At 44.8% G+C, this 17,841-nt stretch carries 13 protein-coding genes; 10 read left to right on the plus strand and 3 right to left on the minus strand.

The window, feature by feature from the left end:
- Positions 1-3: 3 nt before the first annotated feature.
- Positions 4-666 carry a metal-dependent transcriptional regulator gene (locus PP181_RS01585; RefSeq protein ID WP_138256429.1) on the minus strand — a complete coding sequence of 221 codons (663 nt, stop codon included), beginning with the start codon at positions 664-666 and terminating at the stop codon, positions 4-6.
- Positions 667-792: 126 nt separating this feature from the next.
- Between PP181_RS01585 and PP181_RS01590 the strand changes: the two genes are divergently transcribed.
- On the plus strand, positions 793-3,033 hold the full coding sequence (locus tag PP181_RS01590; RefSeq protein ID WP_272635720.1) for a TonB-dependent receptor: 2,241 nt from the start codon (positions 793-795) through the stop codon (positions 3,031-3,033).
- A 49-nt stretch (positions 3,034-3,082) separates the two neighbouring features.
- A complete protein-coding gene (locus tag PP181_RS01595; RefSeq protein ID WP_272635722.1) occupies positions 3,083-4,231 on the plus strand; it encodes a lycopene cyclase family protein in 1,149 nt (382 codons plus the stop codon).
- 29 nt (positions 4,232-4,260) lie between these two features.
- Here PP181_RS01595 and PP181_RS01600 read toward each other — a convergent pair whose 3' ends face one another.
- Positions 4,261-5,235 (minus strand): polyprenyl synthetase family protein, encoded by a 975-nt coding sequence (locus PP181_RS01600; RefSeq protein ID WP_272635723.1) that lies wholly within the window; start codon positions 5,233-5,235, stop codon positions 4,261-4,263.
- Positions 5,236-5,375: 140 nt separating this feature from the next.
- Between PP181_RS01600 and PP181_RS01605 the strand changes: the two genes are divergently transcribed.
- From PP181_RS01605 to PP181_RS01630, 6 genes are all read left to right on the plus strand, one after another.
- The gene (locus PP181_RS01605; RefSeq protein WP_272635724.1) at positions 5,376-5,915 is read left to right on the plus strand and encodes an RNA polymerase sigma factor; all 540 of its coding nucleotides are present in this window, start codon (positions 5,376-5,378) and stop codon (positions 5,913-5,915) included.
- Positions 5,916-5,918: 3 nt separating this feature from the next.
- The gene (locus PP181_RS01610; RefSeq protein ID WP_272635725.1) at positions 5,919-6,353 is read left to right on the plus strand and encodes a hypothetical protein; all 435 of its coding nucleotides are present in this window, start codon (positions 5,919-5,921) and stop codon (positions 6,351-6,353) included.
- A 203-nt stretch (positions 6,354-6,556) separates the two neighbouring features.
- Complete coding sequence (locus PP181_RS01615; RefSeq protein WP_272635726.1) at positions 6,557-7,162, plus strand: TetR/AcrR family transcriptional regulator; 606 nt, start codon at positions 6,557-6,559, stop codon at positions 7,160-7,162.
- A complete protein-coding gene (locus tag PP181_RS01620) occupies positions 7,163-8,503 on the plus strand; it encodes a TolC family protein (protein ID WP_272635727.1) in 1,341 nt (446 codons plus the stop codon). It abuts the gene before it with no gap.
- A 26-nt stretch (positions 8,504-8,529) separates the two neighbouring features.
- Positions 8,530-9,693 (plus strand): efflux RND transporter periplasmic adaptor subunit, encoded by a 1,164-nt coding sequence (locus PP181_RS01625; protein WP_272635728.1) that lies wholly within the window; start codon positions 8,530-8,532, stop codon positions 9,691-9,693.
- 6 nt (positions 9,694-9,699) lie between these two features.
- Positions 9,700-13,194, plus strand: coding sequence for an efflux RND transporter permease subunit (locus tag PP181_RS01630; RefSeq protein WP_272635729.1), 3,495 nt, complete (start codon positions 9,700-9,702; stop codon positions 13,192-13,194).
- Between the two features lie 71 nt (positions 13,195-13,265).
- Here PP181_RS01630 and PP181_RS01635 read toward each other — a convergent pair whose 3' ends face one another.
- Positions 13,266-13,613 (minus strand): toxin-antitoxin system YwqK family antitoxin, encoded by a 348-nt coding sequence (locus tag PP181_RS01635; RefSeq protein WP_272635730.1) that lies wholly within the window; start codon positions 13,611-13,613, stop codon positions 13,266-13,268.
- A 352-nt stretch (positions 13,614-13,965) separates the two neighbouring features.
- On the opposite strand from PP181_RS01635, the gene aspS reads away from it, so the two are divergent.
- Positions 13,966-15,714 carry an aspartate--tRNA ligase gene (gene aspS, locus PP181_RS01640; RefSeq protein WP_272635731.1) on the plus strand — a complete coding sequence of 583 codons (1,749 nt, stop codon included), beginning with the start codon at positions 13,966-13,968 and terminating at the stop codon, positions 15,712-15,714.
- Between the two features lie 202 nt (positions 15,715-15,916).
- Positions 15,917-17,704, plus strand: coding sequence for a chloride channel protein (locus PP181_RS01645; RefSeq protein ID WP_272635732.1), 1,788 nt, complete (start codon positions 15,917-15,919; stop codon positions 17,702-17,704).
- The last annotated feature ends 137 nt before the right edge of the window (positions 17,705-17,841 follow it).

Genomic DNA, 17,841 nt, shown 5'->3' on the forward strand with positions numbered 1-17,841 from the left:
CGTTTAGTTCTTTTCCAATACTTCCAAATAGAGGTTAGAGGCTATTTGGTCCGATATCCTCATTTCCCTTTTGTTAATCAGGATACTCATGGAACCATCAAAATCCTCCCGCTCCACAATTTTTAAGGTATCTCCCAAGGATATTTGGTTCTTGTCCAAAAATTTCAAAAAAGCGACGGAGGAATCATTGACCCCCACACAAACACCTTCGGAACCAACGGGAAGTTCACTGACCAATTTTTTGACCGACTTTTTAAACTCCCCATCTTTGGATGGAATAGGGTCGCCGTGCGGATCTACCCTAGGGTTTCCTAAATAGGTATCCAATTTATCAATGAGCTTGTCACTTTTTATATGCTCCAACTGCTCCGCTACTTCATGGACCTCGTCCCATGCGAAATCCAGTTTATCCACCAAAAAGACCTCCCACAACCGGTGCTTTCTAACAATGGAAAGCGCCGTAAGCCTACCCTTTTCCGTTAAGGAAACCCCTTTGTACTTCCTGTAGTTCACCATGTTCTTCTCGGATAGTTTTTTGATCATATCCGTTACGGAAGATGGTTTGGTATCCATTTGGTCCGCAATGGCGTTCGTGGAAATGGAAGCTTCCTGCCCTCCGCTCAAATGATAAATGGTCTTTATATAATCTTCTTCTGAAAGGGTCATTATTTTTTTATATCCTGCTAAATTACATTTTTATATCCAAAAACAAATATTTAGTTTTGTCTAAATTTATTTTTAGTAATTGTTAAAATAATATTTTGACTTATGTGTATTAGATATGTTTGCTGTATGCTTCTAATGTTGTTTTGTCTTAGGACATGGACACAGGAAGCTACTGTATCGGGCCATGTTTCATCTGAGGGGCAGGCGATTCCTTTTGCAAACATCTATTTAAAAAACACCAAAATCGGAAGTGCTACCGATGAATTTGGGAATTATTCCCTTAACAATGTGGATGCCGGAACGTATACCCTTATCGCTTCCATTATGGGATATGCCCCTTTTGAACAACGAATTTCAATTGTAAAAAACCAGCAACTGGTATTCGATATAGAAATGGCCCCAGTGGCGGAAAGCCTGGATGAATTGGTGGTTACAGGTACCCTTAAAGCCGTGAGCCGTTCCGAAAGCCCGGTTCCTGTGGAGGTCTATAGTACTACTTTTCTGAAACAAAACCCAACGGCAAACATTTTCGAGGCCTTGCAGAACGTCAATGGGGTTCGGCCGCAAATAAACTGTAATGTCTGCAATACGGGTGATATCCACATCAACGGATTGGAAGGTCCGTATACCCTGGTGTTGATCGATGGCATGCCCATTGTAAGCGGCCTGGGAACGGTTTATGGCCTTATGGGAATCCCTAACTCCCTGATCCAACAGATCGAAATCGTCAAAGGGCCTGCCTCCAGTTTATATGGTAGCGAGGCCGTAGGGGGATTAATCAATATTATCACCAAAAACAATTTGGAAGCCCCGGATTTCGCCGCAGATACCTTTTTGACCGGATGGGGCGAATACAATCTGGATGTGGGTGCCAAAATAGACGTAGGGAAAAAAGCGAACGTGCTACTAGGCCTCAACTATTTCAATTTTGATCAGCTGGTGGATAACAACGGGGATAATTTTACCGATTTAACGATTCAGGAGCGTATCTCCATATTCCAAAAGTGGGGTTTTCAACGAAAGGATAACCGAATATTTTCACTGGCCGGCCGCTATTTTTATGAAGACCGATGGGGCGGGGAGCTGCAATGGACCCCGGAGTTTCGTGGAGGAGATGAAATATATGGTGAGAGTATCTACACCAGCCGATGGGAAGTTTTGGGGAAATATCAGCTACCCCTGGAGGAAAAAGTGTTGTTCTCCTTTTCGTACAATGACCACAGTCAGAATTCGGTGTACGGGGATACCCCGTATTTGGCGGATCAGCGCATTGGCTTTGCCCAAATGACCTGGGACAAAAAAGTGGGCAGGCACGATCTTTTGCTGGGCACGTCCCTCCGATACAATTTTTACAACGACAATACTCCGGCAACAACCCTTGCGGACCAAGTTTGGATTCCTAGCCTATTCCTACAGGACGAAGTGGCCTTGGCCAACAAACATTCCCTTTTAGTGGGACTCCGATACGATTATGACAATCGGCACGGGGCGATTTACACGCCCAGGACTGCCTACCGGTTTAAGATAACGGATAACGATATACTACGCCTGAACGCGGGTACGGGGTTCCGGGTAGTGAATTTATTCACGGAAGACCATGCCGCATTGACCGGTGCCCGGGACGTTATCGTAACCGAAGCTTTGGAACCGGAACGTTCCGTCAACGTGAACCTGAACTATCTTAAAAAGATATATGGTTCCAATGGTACGTTCGCAAGTTTGGACGCATCGGCCTTCTATACCCGGTTCAGCAATGCCATCTTACCTGATTACGATACCAATCCCAACCAGATCATCTATGACAATCTGGACGGTTTTTCGGAATCTAAAGGTATAAGTGCCAATTTGGATGTGGTCTTTCCCAGTGGTTTCAAGTTTTTGCTCGGTGCAACGTTTCAGGATGTCAGCCAAACGGAAAATAGTATAAAAACCAGGCAGATACTTACGGAAAGCTACACCGGCACTTGGAACTTGGGCTATACGTTTCAAAATTTAAAACTAACGGTGGACTATACCGGAAATCTGTATGGCCCTATGCGACTTCCCACCTTGGGCGAAACGGACCCACGAAGCGATTATTCCCCACTTTGGAGCATACAGAACGTTCAATTTACGTACAAGGGACTTAAGGATATGGAAATCTATGGCGGAATTAAAAATTTGTTGGACTGGACACCAAACCGAGGCAATCCCTTTATCATCGCCCGTGCCAACGACCCCTTCGACCGCGAGGTGGTGTTCGATTCCAACGGCATTCCCGTTGCCACACCCAACAATCCCAATGCCCTTACCTTTGACCCTTCGTATGTCTATGGTCCCAATCAGGGCATACGGGGATTTCTGGGTCTGAGGTACCGGATAAATTAATACCCAGTAGAATTTTGAAAGTTGGATACGGAAATCCCTATTTTTGGGTATGGCCAAATTGGACTACGACTACATCATCATTGGAGCAGGTGCTTCTGGACTACTTTTGGCCCATGCCTTGGGCAAGGATTCGTTTTTTGCCCAAAAGTCCATCCTCCTTTTGGATAGGGACGCCAAAAAGAGCAACGATCGTACCTGGTGTTTTTGGGAAAAGGGCGATGGAGCATTTGATGACATCTTGTATAAAAAATGGAAGCAGATTATTTTCAAGGGGCAGGATTTTTCCAAAAGCTATGACATTGCCCCCTACTCCTATAAAATGGTACGGGGCATCGATTTCTACGCGCATTATTTTGAAAAACTTGAGGGGTATCCCAATATCCGTTTTCAACAAGAATCGGTAATCGAAGTAAAGGAATCGGAAAGTTCGGTTTCGGTCCATACCCAAGAAAACCAATATACGTGCCAGCAGGTTTTTGACAGTCGGTTTCATTATGAAATGCTGGAGGCCGATAAAAAATACCCCCTGCTTCAACAACACTTTGTGGGATGGATCGTTAAAACCCCAAAGCCGGTATTTGAGGTGGAAAAGGCGACGTACATGGATTTTTCCGTTCCACAAAAAGGAAATACACGGTTTATGTACGTACTACCTTTTAAGGAAGACGAGGCCCTCGTAGAGTACACGCTCTTTTCCAAAGAGGTGCTGCCAAAATCCGACTATGAAGCGGCCCTTAGGGACTACATCCGTACCAATCTACAATGCGATACTTTCGAAATCCTGGAGCAGGAACAGGGAAGTATCCCCATGACCTGCCATGATTTTACCCAACGCAATTCTGGTAGGATTACACGTATTGGAACCGCGGGCGGATGGGCCAAACCCAGTACAGGCTACACCTTTATGGGGTCTTCCAAGAAAATTCCGTTGTTGGTGTCCAATTTGAAGTCGGACAACACTATACACGCCCTAGGGCAAAAAAAACGATTTTGGTTCTACGATCTGTTGCTTCTGGACGTGCTTTATAACAATAACGCGATAGGGCATGAAATTTTCACCAGCCTGTTCAAAAAAAGAAAACCAGAACTGATCTTCAAGTTTCTGGACGAAGAGACGAGTTTTGGGGAAGAGCTCCAATTTATCTCTGGATGCCCCAACATACCCTTCATCAAGGCAATCTTTAAACGACTTTTTTAAACCCGGAAAATGCAATAGAAAAATTTGGATTAAACCGTACGGCGCATCAGGTTCTCTCCAAACCGATTGAGAATGGCCTTTTTGGAATCGGTTATATCCAAATCGTTCAAAATAAGAAAGGCTTTTTGAGTGAAGGATTCAATGGCATTTTGGGTGGATTCCGCAGCTCCGCTCTCCCTGAATATGGTCTTTACGGCCTCGATTTTATCCGTTGGGTCACCAGGTTGAATGGAATACAGGTCCAAAAGTTCCTTTTTAATCGATCCTGAACCGGATTCCAAGGCCTTAATGAAGAGAATTGTCTTTTTATTCTCGATGATATCGCCTCCTACCTGTTTTCCAAAGGTCTCAGGATCCCCAAATACGTCCAAAAAATCGTCCTGAAGCTGAAAGGCGATGCCCAGGTTCAACCCAAAATTGTAAATATGTTCCTGGTTCCGTAGGCTGGTATTCGCCACGATACCGCCCATTTTCATGGCGGCGGCGACCAGAACGGCCGTTTTGTATTCGATCATTCTTAAATACTCCGGAAACCTTACATCTTCCCTGGACTCGAAATCAACATCGTACTGCTGCCCCTCGCAGACCTGCAGGGCCGTTGTACTGAAGAGTTTTGCCAAATCCCGAAACGTATCCGGTGAATAATTTTCAAAAAGTTGGTAGGCACAGATAAGCATGGCATCGCCCGATAATATCCCGGTATTGATATCCCATTTTTCATGTACGGTCGCCTGGCCCCTTCGCACGGGTGCGGCATCCATGATATCGTCGTGTACCAAGGAAAAATTATGGAAGACTTCTATGGCCAGGGCGGCATCGAGGGCATTTTTATAGGACCCGTCAAAAATTTCGGCCGTTAGCAGCGCCAAAACTGGGCGAAGGCGTTTCCCTCCCAATTTTAATATGTAGTTAATGGGTTCGTAAAGATTTACAGGTTCCTTCAACACAAATTTGGACTCCATATAAGAAATGAATTCCGACCTATAAAAATCGATGGATTGCATGCAGTTTTTTTTCAAAAATACATCCATTGTTACAAAAAGCGAACAAATACGTCAGATGTTAAAAGAAAATATTCCAAAAAAAACGCAATACTTTCTAAAACTGTCGTCTCTAGTAGTGAGGACCTAAAGAAAAACCATCAGTGGTTTCAAGAAAACAACAGAATAACAACCTAACCGAGTTCTTTGAGGAAGAATACAGTTCGCTGAAGGGCTATGTGCGTTCCAAAATAAGGCACACGGCAGAAAGTGACGCGGAGGATATTATTCAGGATGTTGCGCTACGGATTTTCTCCAGGCCTTTGGACGCCTTGCCCATTCACAATATAGGCGGGTTTGTTTACAACGCCATCAGGAATAGGATTATCGATATCATGCGCACTAAAAAAGATCGGGTAGATGATGGGGAAACCTTGGAAATTCTATGGACGGAATTCACGAATCTGTTTCAGGATGACTTTCAGGAGACCTATCCAGAGCAATTGAAAGAGAAGCTGAAAGAAGCCATTGCAGCGCTGAAACCGGTCTATAGGGACATCATCATTGCAGTGGACTTTGAAGGATACACCTACAAGGAAATAGCGAACCAGACCGGTATATCACTTGGAACACTGATGTCAAGAAGACATAGGGCCCTGTCCATTTTGTTGAAAAAATTAAAATCGGAAAAAATAAACACATGAGTTATGGAAACAAGCAAAAACATTGAAAAACAGGTGGAAAACACCGTAAAGAAATCGGTAAAAAAAGGAGTGAAAATCTTCTTTTTTGTACTGCTGGGTATAGGAATTGCATTTTTGGTGGGTTATGTAGTTATGTACTTGTGGAACTGGTTGATGCCATATTTATTCGGATTACCTAGGGTGGGCTACTGGCAGGCCTTGGGTATTCTGTTATTGTCCAAAATAATTTTTGGGTTTGGAGGTGGCGGAGGCAGCCATGACAAAAGGAAAAAATCCAGGAAAAAAGAATTCTTCAAAAACCGATGCAGACCCATGCGAAGGGATTTTTCAGAATGGGAGCATTACGATGCCTTTTGGAAGGAAGAGGGAGAAATTGCCTATAAAAACTTCGTAAATCGACTAAAAGAGGAACAAAATGAAGAAGGAAGCCAACCCTAGAAAAAAGTATAATATTTTAAACAAAGCCTTTTTTTGGAGCTTGAATGTGGATACGCCCAGGATGGAGGAACAAGAAGCGAATCTCACTGAACCCCGCTTCCTACCAGCCACGAACCATTGAATCCACCGTTTGTTAATAAATTGTAAAACTTTGGAAACTTTTTCGGTTTTTAAAGTTTCCTGCCCTACATTTGCCACCTATTATGAAAGAGAAAATAAGGGAAACGGCAACGGATATGTTCCTGAACTATGGGTTCAAGAGTGTCACCATGGACGATATAGCAAATACCATGGGCATCTCCAAAAAGACCATTTATTCAGAGTACAGCAACAAAACTGCCTTGGTCGAAGATTGTGTCATGGGCAAATTCTGTTCCATGAGTGATGGAATCAACGAAATAACCGAGTTGGAAAAAGACCCTATCGAGGAACTCTTTGAAATTAAAAAATATGTCCTTAGCCATCTTAAAGACGAGAAGACATCCCCCCAATACCAATTAATGAAGTACTATCCTAAAATCTACATGAAACTCAAGGATATGCAATTTGAGATGATGCAGCACTGTGTCACTTCAAATATACAAAGGGGCATGGAAATGGGGCTCTATAGACCCAACTTGGATGTTGAGTTCATTGCCCGCATTTATTTTGCCGGTATGAACAGTATAAAAGACCAAGTTATGTTCCCCTTAGATCGTTTTTCCCCCATTTTTTTAATGGAAACTTATTTGGAATATCACTTAAGAGGTATCGTTTCCCCGGAAGGCCGACAAAAATTAAACGAGATCATCAATTCAAATCAACAATAAATGCGCAATCAACTAATCACTTTAATTACGCTCATGGCCTTTGTATTGGGCCATGCGCAGGAAGAAACCTATAGCTTTACATTGGAGGAGGCCATTGCCTTTGCACTCGAAAACAACTATAGTGCCATCAATGCCGATAGGGACCTCATCGATGCCCAAAAACAAAAATGGGAAACCATTGCGGACGGGTTGCCGCAAATATCAGGTGCGGTCAATTACCAAAACCAATTGATACAACAAGTAGTGCAGTTGCCGGGCGAAATTGCCGGTGGTGAACCTGGAACCTTTGTGGAGGTGGTCTTTGGGCAACCCCAGCAGGTAAATGCCTCCGCCACACTACGCCAGAAAATCTTTGACGGCTCCTATATTGTAGGCGTGCAGGCGACCAAGGCCTTTTTACGTTACAGTGCCAATAACAATGAAAAAACGACCCAAGAAGTTCGTAAAGCGGTGGTAGAATCCTATGGAAATGTCCTTTTGGCGAAAGAGAGCGTCGCAATTCTACAGCGAAACAAGGAAACCTTGGACAAAAATCTCTATGAGACCACCAAACTGTTTGAGAACGGACTTAGTGATGAAGAAAGCGTGGACCAGCTAAAAATAACATTGTCATCCATTGAAAACCAGTTGAAGAACGCGGTACGATTGGAAGATATTACCCTTCAGATGCTGAACGTGGTCATGGGACTGGATCTGGATGCCCCAACCCAACTAAAGGAGGATTTGGAAAACCTCACCCAAGAACAAATCGACTTGGGAATCATGGAAACCGATTTGAACCTTGAAGAAAACGTGGACTATAAAATTGCCCTCAACCTCAACGAACAGCGGTATTTTGAATGGAAATTGGCCAGAAGCCGGGCCCTGCCCACCCTAAATGGTTTTGTAAGCTACGGTGCGCTTTCCTTTGGGGATCAATTTACTTTTTTTGATAGGGGCCAGGACTATTTCGAGTTTTCTTCCTTTGGCATTGATCTAAGCATCCCCATTTTTAGTTCCTTAAAGCGAAGTGCAAGCACCCAGCGAGCCAAAATCGCTATGCAAAAGGCAAAGACCCAGTTAACGGAGGCAGAACAACAAATACGTCTACAATTAGAAAATGCCAAAAGCAACTACGTATTGGCCATTGAACAATACCAGACCTCCAAGGAAAACCTGGCACTTGCAGAGCGTATAGAAAACAAGAACCAAATCAAATATACGGAAGGTCTCGCCAGTAGTTTTGAGCTAAGGCAGGCGCAGACGCAATTGTATACGGCCCAACAGGAATACCTACAATTCATGGTGGACGTCATCAATAAGAAAACGGAACTGGAAATCATTCTAAACAAACAATCCTAAGCAATCAATCAATTAAATATAGTATTATGAAAAAACTACTTTTTCTGGCCATTTCACTAGGACTAGCATCCTGCGGGGGCGAAAACCAATCCGTAACGGGTGTTATAGAAAAGGGTGATTTGGAAGCGATACGGGCCAAAAAGAACGAGCTGGTAACCCAACAAAAAGAACTGGAAAGCCAATTGGCACAGTTGGATTCCGCCATATTGAAATTTGGTACGGAAGAAAAACTACCCTTGGTCAATACGATCGAAGCAAACCCCCAAGTATTCAATCACTACTTGGAACTTCAGGGCGATGTAAGCACCAAACAGAACGTGCTTATCTATCCAGAAATGGCGGGTACCTTGCAAAAGGTATACGTGAAGGAAGGGCAGCGCGTAAACAAGGGGCAGTTATTGGCGACCATAGACGATGGCGGCATGGGAAGCCAGCTTTCCCAGTTAAAGACGCAGGCAGAACTGGCCAAAACCACCTTTGAAAGAAGGAAAAGGCTGTGGGACCAACAGATAGGGTCTGAAATCGAATACCTATCGGCGAAGGCCGAATTCGAGGCCAGACAGGATGCCGTAAAACAAGCGGAAAGTCAATTGGGGAAATCGTCCATTAGGGCCCCTTTTTCTGGTATTATTGACGATGTTATCAAAGATCAAGGGACGGTTGTTGCACCCGGTCCGGGTTCGGAAGTATTCCGCATCGTAAACCTTTCCGATATGTTCATAGAGGTCGATGTGCCAGAAACGTATCTAGGGGCCATCTCAAAAGGCAAGGAGGCCTTGGTGTATTTCCCGGTTTTGGGTGACAGCATCCAAACACAAATCAGGGAAACCGGAAACTTTATCAATCCCGCCAATAGATCGTTCAGCGTTGAAATTCCGGTTCCCAACAAGGACGGACAGATCAAACCAAACCTCACCGCCAAGGTGAACCTTAACGATTACACAAGCGACAATGCCATCTTGATACCTTCGAGCATTATTTCCGAAAACGCGGAAGGTGATCAATATGTTTTCGTGGCCGGTAATCCCGATTCCGAAAATGAAGCGGTCGTGAAGAGAACCATAATAACCATTGGCAAAACCCAGAAGGGTCAAGCAGAGGTATTGTCCGGTCTGGAAGCGGGTGACCAAGTAATCAAGGAAGGTGCCCGGAGTGTAAAGGACGGCCAAAAAGTAAAAATTCAAAAGTAAGTTTCCATGAGCGATAAAGTAAAGAAAAACGCCGACAAGGAGTTTAAGCTGTCCTCGTGGGCCATTGACAACCCATCGGTCATCTATGTGATGATCGCCATTTTCCTGTGGCTGGGCTTTTCGGCCTATATGGCGATGCCAAGGGAGGATTTCCCGGAAATCGTGGAGACCAAGGTCTACATCAGCACCCCCTACCCCGGGAATACCGCGGAGGATATTGAACGATTGATAACGGACCCGTTGGAGGACCGACTCAAAAACGTGAGCAACGTAGTAGAAATTGTTTCCACTTCCCAAGAGGACTATGCCATTATTACGGTTGAATTCGATGAGGAAATTACCGTGGAACAGGCCAAACAGAACGTAAAGGACGAAGTGGATTCGGAGAAGGCCAGTGAGGACTGGCCCACTTTCAATGGTGCCAAGGTAGAACCGAATGTGTTCGACCTAAACTTCTCTGAGGAAGTACCCATCATGAACATCAATTTTACCGGAGATTATCCGGTGGAGCGTTTGAAGGAATTTGCCGAATATCTTCAGGATGAAATAGAGGACCTTCCGGAAATCAAAAAGGCCGATATACGCGGGGCCCAGGAAAAAGAGGTGGAGGTAGCCGTGGACATCTACAAAATGATGGCCGCCAAGATCAGCTTTCAGGATGTATTGAATGCCATCGGTAACGGAAACATGACCATATCCGCCGGAAATTTAAAGGCCAGTGGACAACGAAGAACGATCCGGGTTTTGGGGGAGATCGAAAATCCCAGTGACCTGAACAACTTTGTGGTAAAATCAGAAAACGGTGCGGTTTATTTAAAGGATGTAGCCGAGGTTACCTTTGAGGAAAAGGACAAAACTACGTATGCCCGGGAATTTGGGGATAATGTGGTGATGTTGGACGTGAAGAAACGTGCCGGTAGGAACGCCATTTCAGCGGCGGACAAGATTAGGGAAATCGTGAAACAGGAGCAGCAAAACTACTTTCCGGCAGATCTGCACATATCCATCGCCAACGACTCTTCCACTAGAACGCTGAATCAGGTGGACGACTTGGTGAACAATATCATTTTCGGAATCATTCTGGTGGTCACCGTATTGATGTTCTTCCTTGGGTTCAGAAACGCCCTTTTCGTTGGATTCGCCATCCCAATGTCCATGTTCATGTCCTTTATGATTCTTTCATCCTTGGGATACACCCTCAACACCATGATCCTTTTTGGGATGATCATGGGACTGGGTATGTTGGTGGACAATGGTATTGTGGTGGTGGAAAACGTATACCGACTCATGGACGAGGGTATGCCCAAAATAGAGGCTGCCAAAAAGGGTATTGGTGAAATCGCCTATCCCATTATTATTTCAACGGCAACCACGGTAGCGGCCTTCGTTCCGCTAGGACTATGGCCCGGAATCTTTGGTCAGTTCATGAAGTATTTTCCTATAACGCTATCCGTAGTATTGGGATCATCCTTGGTTGTGGCCATTTTTATGAACTCCATGTTGGTGTCCCAATTCATGAATACCAGTGAAAAGGAACTTACCAAAAAACAGTTGATCCGTTTGAGCATCATCTTAGGTGGGTTTGGTGCCCTAATATTGATTTTTGGTGGAGCCATGCGCGGATTGGGTTCAGTATTGATCTTAACCGGAATCATGTTTTGGGTCTACAAATATGTAATTAAGGGAGCTGCGCAGAGATTTCAAAAGAACACTATGTCCCGTTTTGAGGATTGGTACGAGAGACGTCTAGAGCATGCTTTACGGGGCAAAAACGTGTACTGGTATTTTGGCCTCACCTTTCTTTTGTTGATTGCGGTATTCATGCTCTTTGGCGTGTCGTTGGGCACCGGCAGGACCAAGGTGGAATTTTTCCCGGACAACATACCCAATGAAATCTATGTCTACATAGAATACCCAGAAGGCACCGCAATCGAAAAAACCAACGAGATCACCAAGGAAGTCGAAAAACAGGTATACGGACTCATGGACGACCCCGCATACAAAAAGAATGGGGAGAACTTCATCGTAACCTCGGCGGTATCCGTAGTAGGCGAAGGGGCCGGAAACCCACTGACAGATGGTGGTTCATCTGCAGAAATGCCTCATAAGGGAAAAGTGACCGTAAACTTTGCGGAATTCAAATACCGTGATGGTGTGAATACGGAGGATATCCGTGCCAAGGTACAGGAGGCCGTAGCGGGAATTTATCCCGGGGTGGCCATATCCGTTGAAAAAGAAGCCAACGGTCCGCCAGCGGGCCCTCCCATCAACATTGAATTGGAAGGCAGGGATTACGATCAGTTGATAAGCACTGCAGAGGACATCCGTAATTTCTTGAACACCAAGAACATTGAAGGTATCGAGGAACTGAAAATCGATGTCAACAAGAGCAAGCCCGCCATGCGCGTGAACGTGGACCGTGAAAAGGCCGGGGAACTGGGCGTGGCCGTGGGCCAGGTAGGGAACCAATTGCGCCGATCGCTTTTTGGCGAAAAGGCCGGGGTCTATAAGGAAGACGGGGAGGATTACGACATCAACGTTCGTTTCAACGAAGATCTAAGGTATAATAAAAGTGCCCTGTTCAACCAGAACATCATTTTTAGGGATCCCGCAAGCGGACAGATAAAGGAAGTTCCCATCTCCGCCGTTGCCAAGGAAACCAATACTTCCGGCTTCAGTGCGATCAAACACCGTGATGGTAACCGGGTGGTTACCGTTTACTCGGGGTTAAAAGCCGGGGGGAACGCCGCGGCCATCGTTGCCCAAATCCAGGAGGAAATGAAGCAGTTTGAGGGCATGCCGGAAAATATAAAGGTGGATTATACCGGGGAGATCGAGGAACAGAACAAGCAGCAGATGTTCTTGATCGGTGCCTTTTTCTCCGGACTAGGACTCATCATGTTGATATTGATATTCCAATTTGGGGGGATTTCAAAACCCTTGATTATTATGATTGCCATTTTCCTAAGCTTTATTGGAGTGTTTGGTGGATTGATGATTACCGGTTGGTCCTTTGTGATCATGATGACCATGATGGGAATTATATCCTTGGCAGGTATTGTGGTGAACAACGGCGTGGTACTGCTGGATTATACCCAGATTTTGGTAGACCGAAAAAAGGTAAAATTGGGCATGGACGACAAGGACCTTTTGACCTTGCCCGAAGCTACCGAAGCCATCGTTAAGGGAGGTAAGGCACGTTTGCGCCCCGTAATCTTGACCGCTATTACCACCGTGTTGGGATTGATCCCTTTGGCCATTGGTTTGAATATCGATTTCTTTGCCCTCTTTTCCGAGTTTAACCCGCATATTTACATTGGTGGGGATAACGTGGTGTTCTGGGGACCCTTGGCATGGACAGTTATTTTCGGCCTATTGGTAGCCACCTTCTTGACCTTGATCATTGTACCGGTATTGTTCAATATCGTTTACCGAATTAAAATCAAGTTAAGGGGTCTTCGTTCAACAGAATATAAAAAAGAGACAATGATTTCTGAATAGTGTTATAAATGGCACGCAACAAAAAAGCCCGATACAAAAGTATCGGGCTTTTTATTTTTTAAAAGGAGACACTAGTTGGTCACGACGGACTCCTTCACATTCATTTGTTCTACACTGGCGATTTTGTTGTTGTCAAAACTAACTTCTTTAACAATTTCACCTTCCCAAAACAACCACTTACCGGTCTTAACACCTTTATCGTAGTTACCCATGGCAATTTTTTCGCCTTTAGTATCGTACATAATCCATTCTCCCTGTAATTTTTCGTTCAGGAAAAAACCTTGTTGGGAAATTTCCCCATTGGCATGGAAATAGGTGGCTTTTACCTTTTCCCCTATTTTTTCAAACTTGGGAGCTATCTGTTGCGCATTTACACCGAAAGAAAGTGCTAAAATGGCGATTATCAGTAAACGTTTCATCTGTTTATATTTTTATTGTTTTTCAATTGTCAGATGCAATGCCAGAAACTTTTATGATGTTCTTACAAACATTAATATCAGGCATTTCATAATATATATTTTTTAATTAAGTACCTTCGACATAACATTAACGTTACAAATGTAGCATTATTTTACTATAAATCAATATTTAGGTAACATTTACTTAACATTAAATTTACATTAAAAAGATAGGTATCTGTTTTTTAGAAACTTACAATGTTAACTTTAACAATTATACCCTTCCTTACAATTTAAAAAAGGGATGGAATAAATAAATTTCTAATCAACAAAGACTTCTTAAATTTGCCCTTTCTTTTATAAACCGATACTTATGTACAGAAGCCATACCTGTGGGGAATTAAGGGATTCACATATAAATACCGATGTTGTTTTGTCCGGTTGGGTGCACAAGACCCGTGACAAGGGATTTGTGGTTTGGGTGGACCTACGCGACAGATATGGGATTACCCAATTGGTATTTGATCAGGACCGCACTTCTGCAGAACTCTTGGAAAACGCCCGAAACCTAGGTAGGGAATTCGTTATCCAAGTAAAAGGATCGGTCATTGAAAGGGCTTCCAAAAACGATAAGATCCCTACAGGGAATATTGAGGTACTGGTAAAGGAACTAACTGTACTTAACACCTCCAAAACTCCACCTTTTACCATCGAGAACGATACGGATGGCGGTGAGGATCTTCGCATGAAATACAGATATCTGGACATTCGCCGAAATCCGGTAAAAAACAACCTCATCTTTCGAAGCAAGGTTACCATGGAGGTGCGAAAGTACCTTTCGCAACAAGGATTTATAGAGATAGAGACTCCCTATTTGATAAAATCCACCCCAGAGGGCGCACGTGATTTCGTAGTGCCCAGCCGTATGAACGAAGGTCAGTTCTATGCCCTTCCGCAGTCCCCACAGACCTTTAAGCAATTGTTAATGGTGGGCGGCATGGACAAATATTTCCAGATCGTAAAGTGTTTTAGGGACGAAGACCTCAGGGCGGATAGACAACCGGAGTTTACTCAGATAGATTGTGAAATGGCCTTTGTGGAGCAGGAAGATATATTGAACGTCTTTGAGGGACTGACCCGTTATCTTTTAAAGGAAATCAACGGGGTGGAAGTAGATACCTTCCCCCGAATTACCTATGACGAGGCCATGGAAAAATATGGGAACGATAAACCGGACATCCGTTTTGGGATGGAATTCGGGGAATTGAACGAGGTGGCCCAACATAAAGACTTTAATGTATTCAACAATGCCGAACTGGTCGTTGGTATCACCGTGCCCGGTGGAAACGCCTATACCAGAAAGGAAATAGACCAGCTGATTGACTGGGTCAAAAGACCACAAGTTGGGGCATTGGGAATGGTCTACTGCCGTTGCAACGAAGATGGTAGCTACAAATCCTCTGTAGACAAGTTTTACGACCAAGAGGACCTTGCCAAATGGGCTAAAGTCACGGGCGCCAAACCTGGAGATTTGATTTGTATACTATCTGGGGAAACACATAAAACACGTACCCAATTGAGCGCCCTCCGTATGGAATTAGCACAACAATTAGGCTTGCGGAAATCCAATGAGTTTGCACCTTTATGGGTCGTTGATTTCCCGTTGTTGGAACTGGATGAGGAAACCGGACATTACCATGCCATGCACCATCCATTCACCTCCCCAAAACCGGGGCAATTGGAGTTGTTGGATTCAGACCCGGCGGCGGTCCGCGCCAATGCCTACGATTTGGTGTTGAACGGGAACGAAATTGGAGGAGGTTCCATTCGTATCCATGACAAGGAGACCCAATCGATTATGTTCAAACATTTAGGATTTACCCCAGAGGAGGCCAAGGCACAGTTCGGGTTTTTGATGGATGCCTTCCAGTATGGTGCACCGCCCCATGGGGGAATCGCCTTTGGCTTGGACCGATTGGTAGCCATTTTAGGCGGACAGGAAACCATCCGTGATTTTATTGCTTTCCCTAAAAACAACAGCGGTAGGGACGTTATGATCGATGCTCCTGCCCCCATTGACAATGCGCAGTTGGAGGAATTGCATTTGAAGTTGAATCTTTAACAGACACGATTGTCATACTGAACGTAGTGAAGTATCTATCCTAGAAACGAATTTCCATAGAAATTCAGGTTATTTTTGAGAGTACTAGACACACAACGGATTCTTCGTTCCGCTGAGCTCCACTCAGATGACAAAAAAAGAACCATCGGAATTAAACACTATTTAAATACCTTTGAACGTTCCTTCAATTCAAGGTATTACTATGCCAACCCAAAACAAATCATTCTTAAAGCGTTTGCTCATTTGGAGGTACAAGCATATCTCCGAGAAAACGTTCATCTACATCCTTAGCGTTGTAGTAGGGTTGTTGGCGGGCCTGGCATCGGTCACCCTAAAAAACATTACCTATTTTATTGAAGCCTCCCTGGAACGAGGCATCATCTTCTCCAGTAACCAATTATACTTTATACTGCCGATTATCGGGTTGACCTTGGTATATCTCTACGTAAAGTTTGTGCACAAGGAACGCTTGAAACACGCCGTGTCCTCCATCCTGTTCTCCCTTTCCAAAAAGAAAGGCATCATTGACCGAAAACAGATTCTGACCCAACTGGTCGCCGCCCCGTTGACCGTTGGTTTTGGAGGGTCCGTAGGACTTTTGGGTCCCGCGGTAGCTTCGGGAGCGGCCATTAGCTCCAATTTGGGCCGATTGTTCCACATCAGTGCCAAGACCCGCTCGTTATTGATCGCCTGTGCATCGGCAGGTGCCATCGCCTCCATATTTCAATCCCCCATCGCGGCCATCATTTTCGCTGTAGAAGTCTTTAGCATGGACCTTACCATGATCTCCATGCTGCCCCTGCTATTGGCATCCATATCGGGGGTGCTTACCTCCTACTTCTTTTTGGGCAACGAGGTATTGTTCACCTTCAATATTTCACGTGCCTTTGCGGTGAAGGATACGCTTTTTTACATCGTTCTAGGAGTAGGGACGGGAGTAGCCTCCATCTATTTTACCAAAATGTACTTTGGCATCCTGCAGTTGTTCAAACCGCTAAAAAGTCCCAAATATAGGCTCCTGGTGGGCGGACTCGCCATAGGCATCATGCTATACATGATACCACCGCTCTACGGGGAAGGTTTCAGCTTTATCAACAACCTATTGCTCGGCAACCATATACAGGCCCTTGGAAAGACACCTTTTGACGCCTTCCTGGACAATATTTGGGTGGTCATCGCCCTGTTGTTCGGTATTACCATTTTCAAGGCCGTGGCCATGACCACTACCTTGGCGGCCGGCGGGGCGGGGGGAATCTTCATACCCACCATGGTGATGGGAAGTGCCTTGGGCAACGTGGTGGCGAAGGTCATTAACAATCTGGGATTGGGCTTCTCGGTTTCGGAGAGTAATTTTACGCTCATTGGCATGGCCGGACTCATCGCCGGGGTGTTGCACGCGCCCCTCACAGCGATTTTCCTCATTGCTGAGATCACAGGAGGCTACGGTCTTTTTGTTCCACTGATGATTACGGCATCCATCTCCTACCTAATCACAAAAAACACCATAGACTATACGATCTATACCCGGGAACTTGCCGAACGCGGCGACCTCCTCACCCATAACAAGGACAAGGCCGTACTGACACTGATGCAGTTGGACGACCTCATTGAGATGAACTTTAAAAAGGTGGACCAACACATGACCTTGGGCGAAATGCTCCATGAATCCGTGGCCAAGTCTACCCGAAATATCTTCCCCGTAGTGGATAGCCAGGAAGCCTTGGTGGGCATAATCCTGCTGGACGATATACGGGAGTTTATGTTCGATACCACCCTGTACAAAAGCACCAAGGCCATTACCTTTATGCAAAAACCACCGGAGATCATCTTTTACGGGCAGGACAAGATGCAAGCAATCATGCAAAAGTTCCAGGATAGCGGGGCATGGAACTTACCAGTAGTCAAGGACGGCAAATATCTGGGCTTTGTCTCCAAGTCCAAATTGTTGACTGCCTACCGTAGGGAACTCATCAACTTTACGGGAAACTAAGGTTTTAAGCTTAGTTCGCCCAATGCGGTAGACACCAATTTAAAACTAGTTTCCACTGACCAACCTTGATTTTAATCTTTTATAGCTTTCATCTGTTTTATTCCTATATTGGAGGTATATAGATGTATTTTACATCC

Origin of the sequence: Maribacter sp. PR66, assembly GCF_028464205.1 — a bacterium.
Classification (GTDB): domain Bacteria; phylum Bacteroidota; class Bacteroidia; order Flavobacteriales; family Flavobacteriaceae; genus Maribacter; species Maribacter flavus.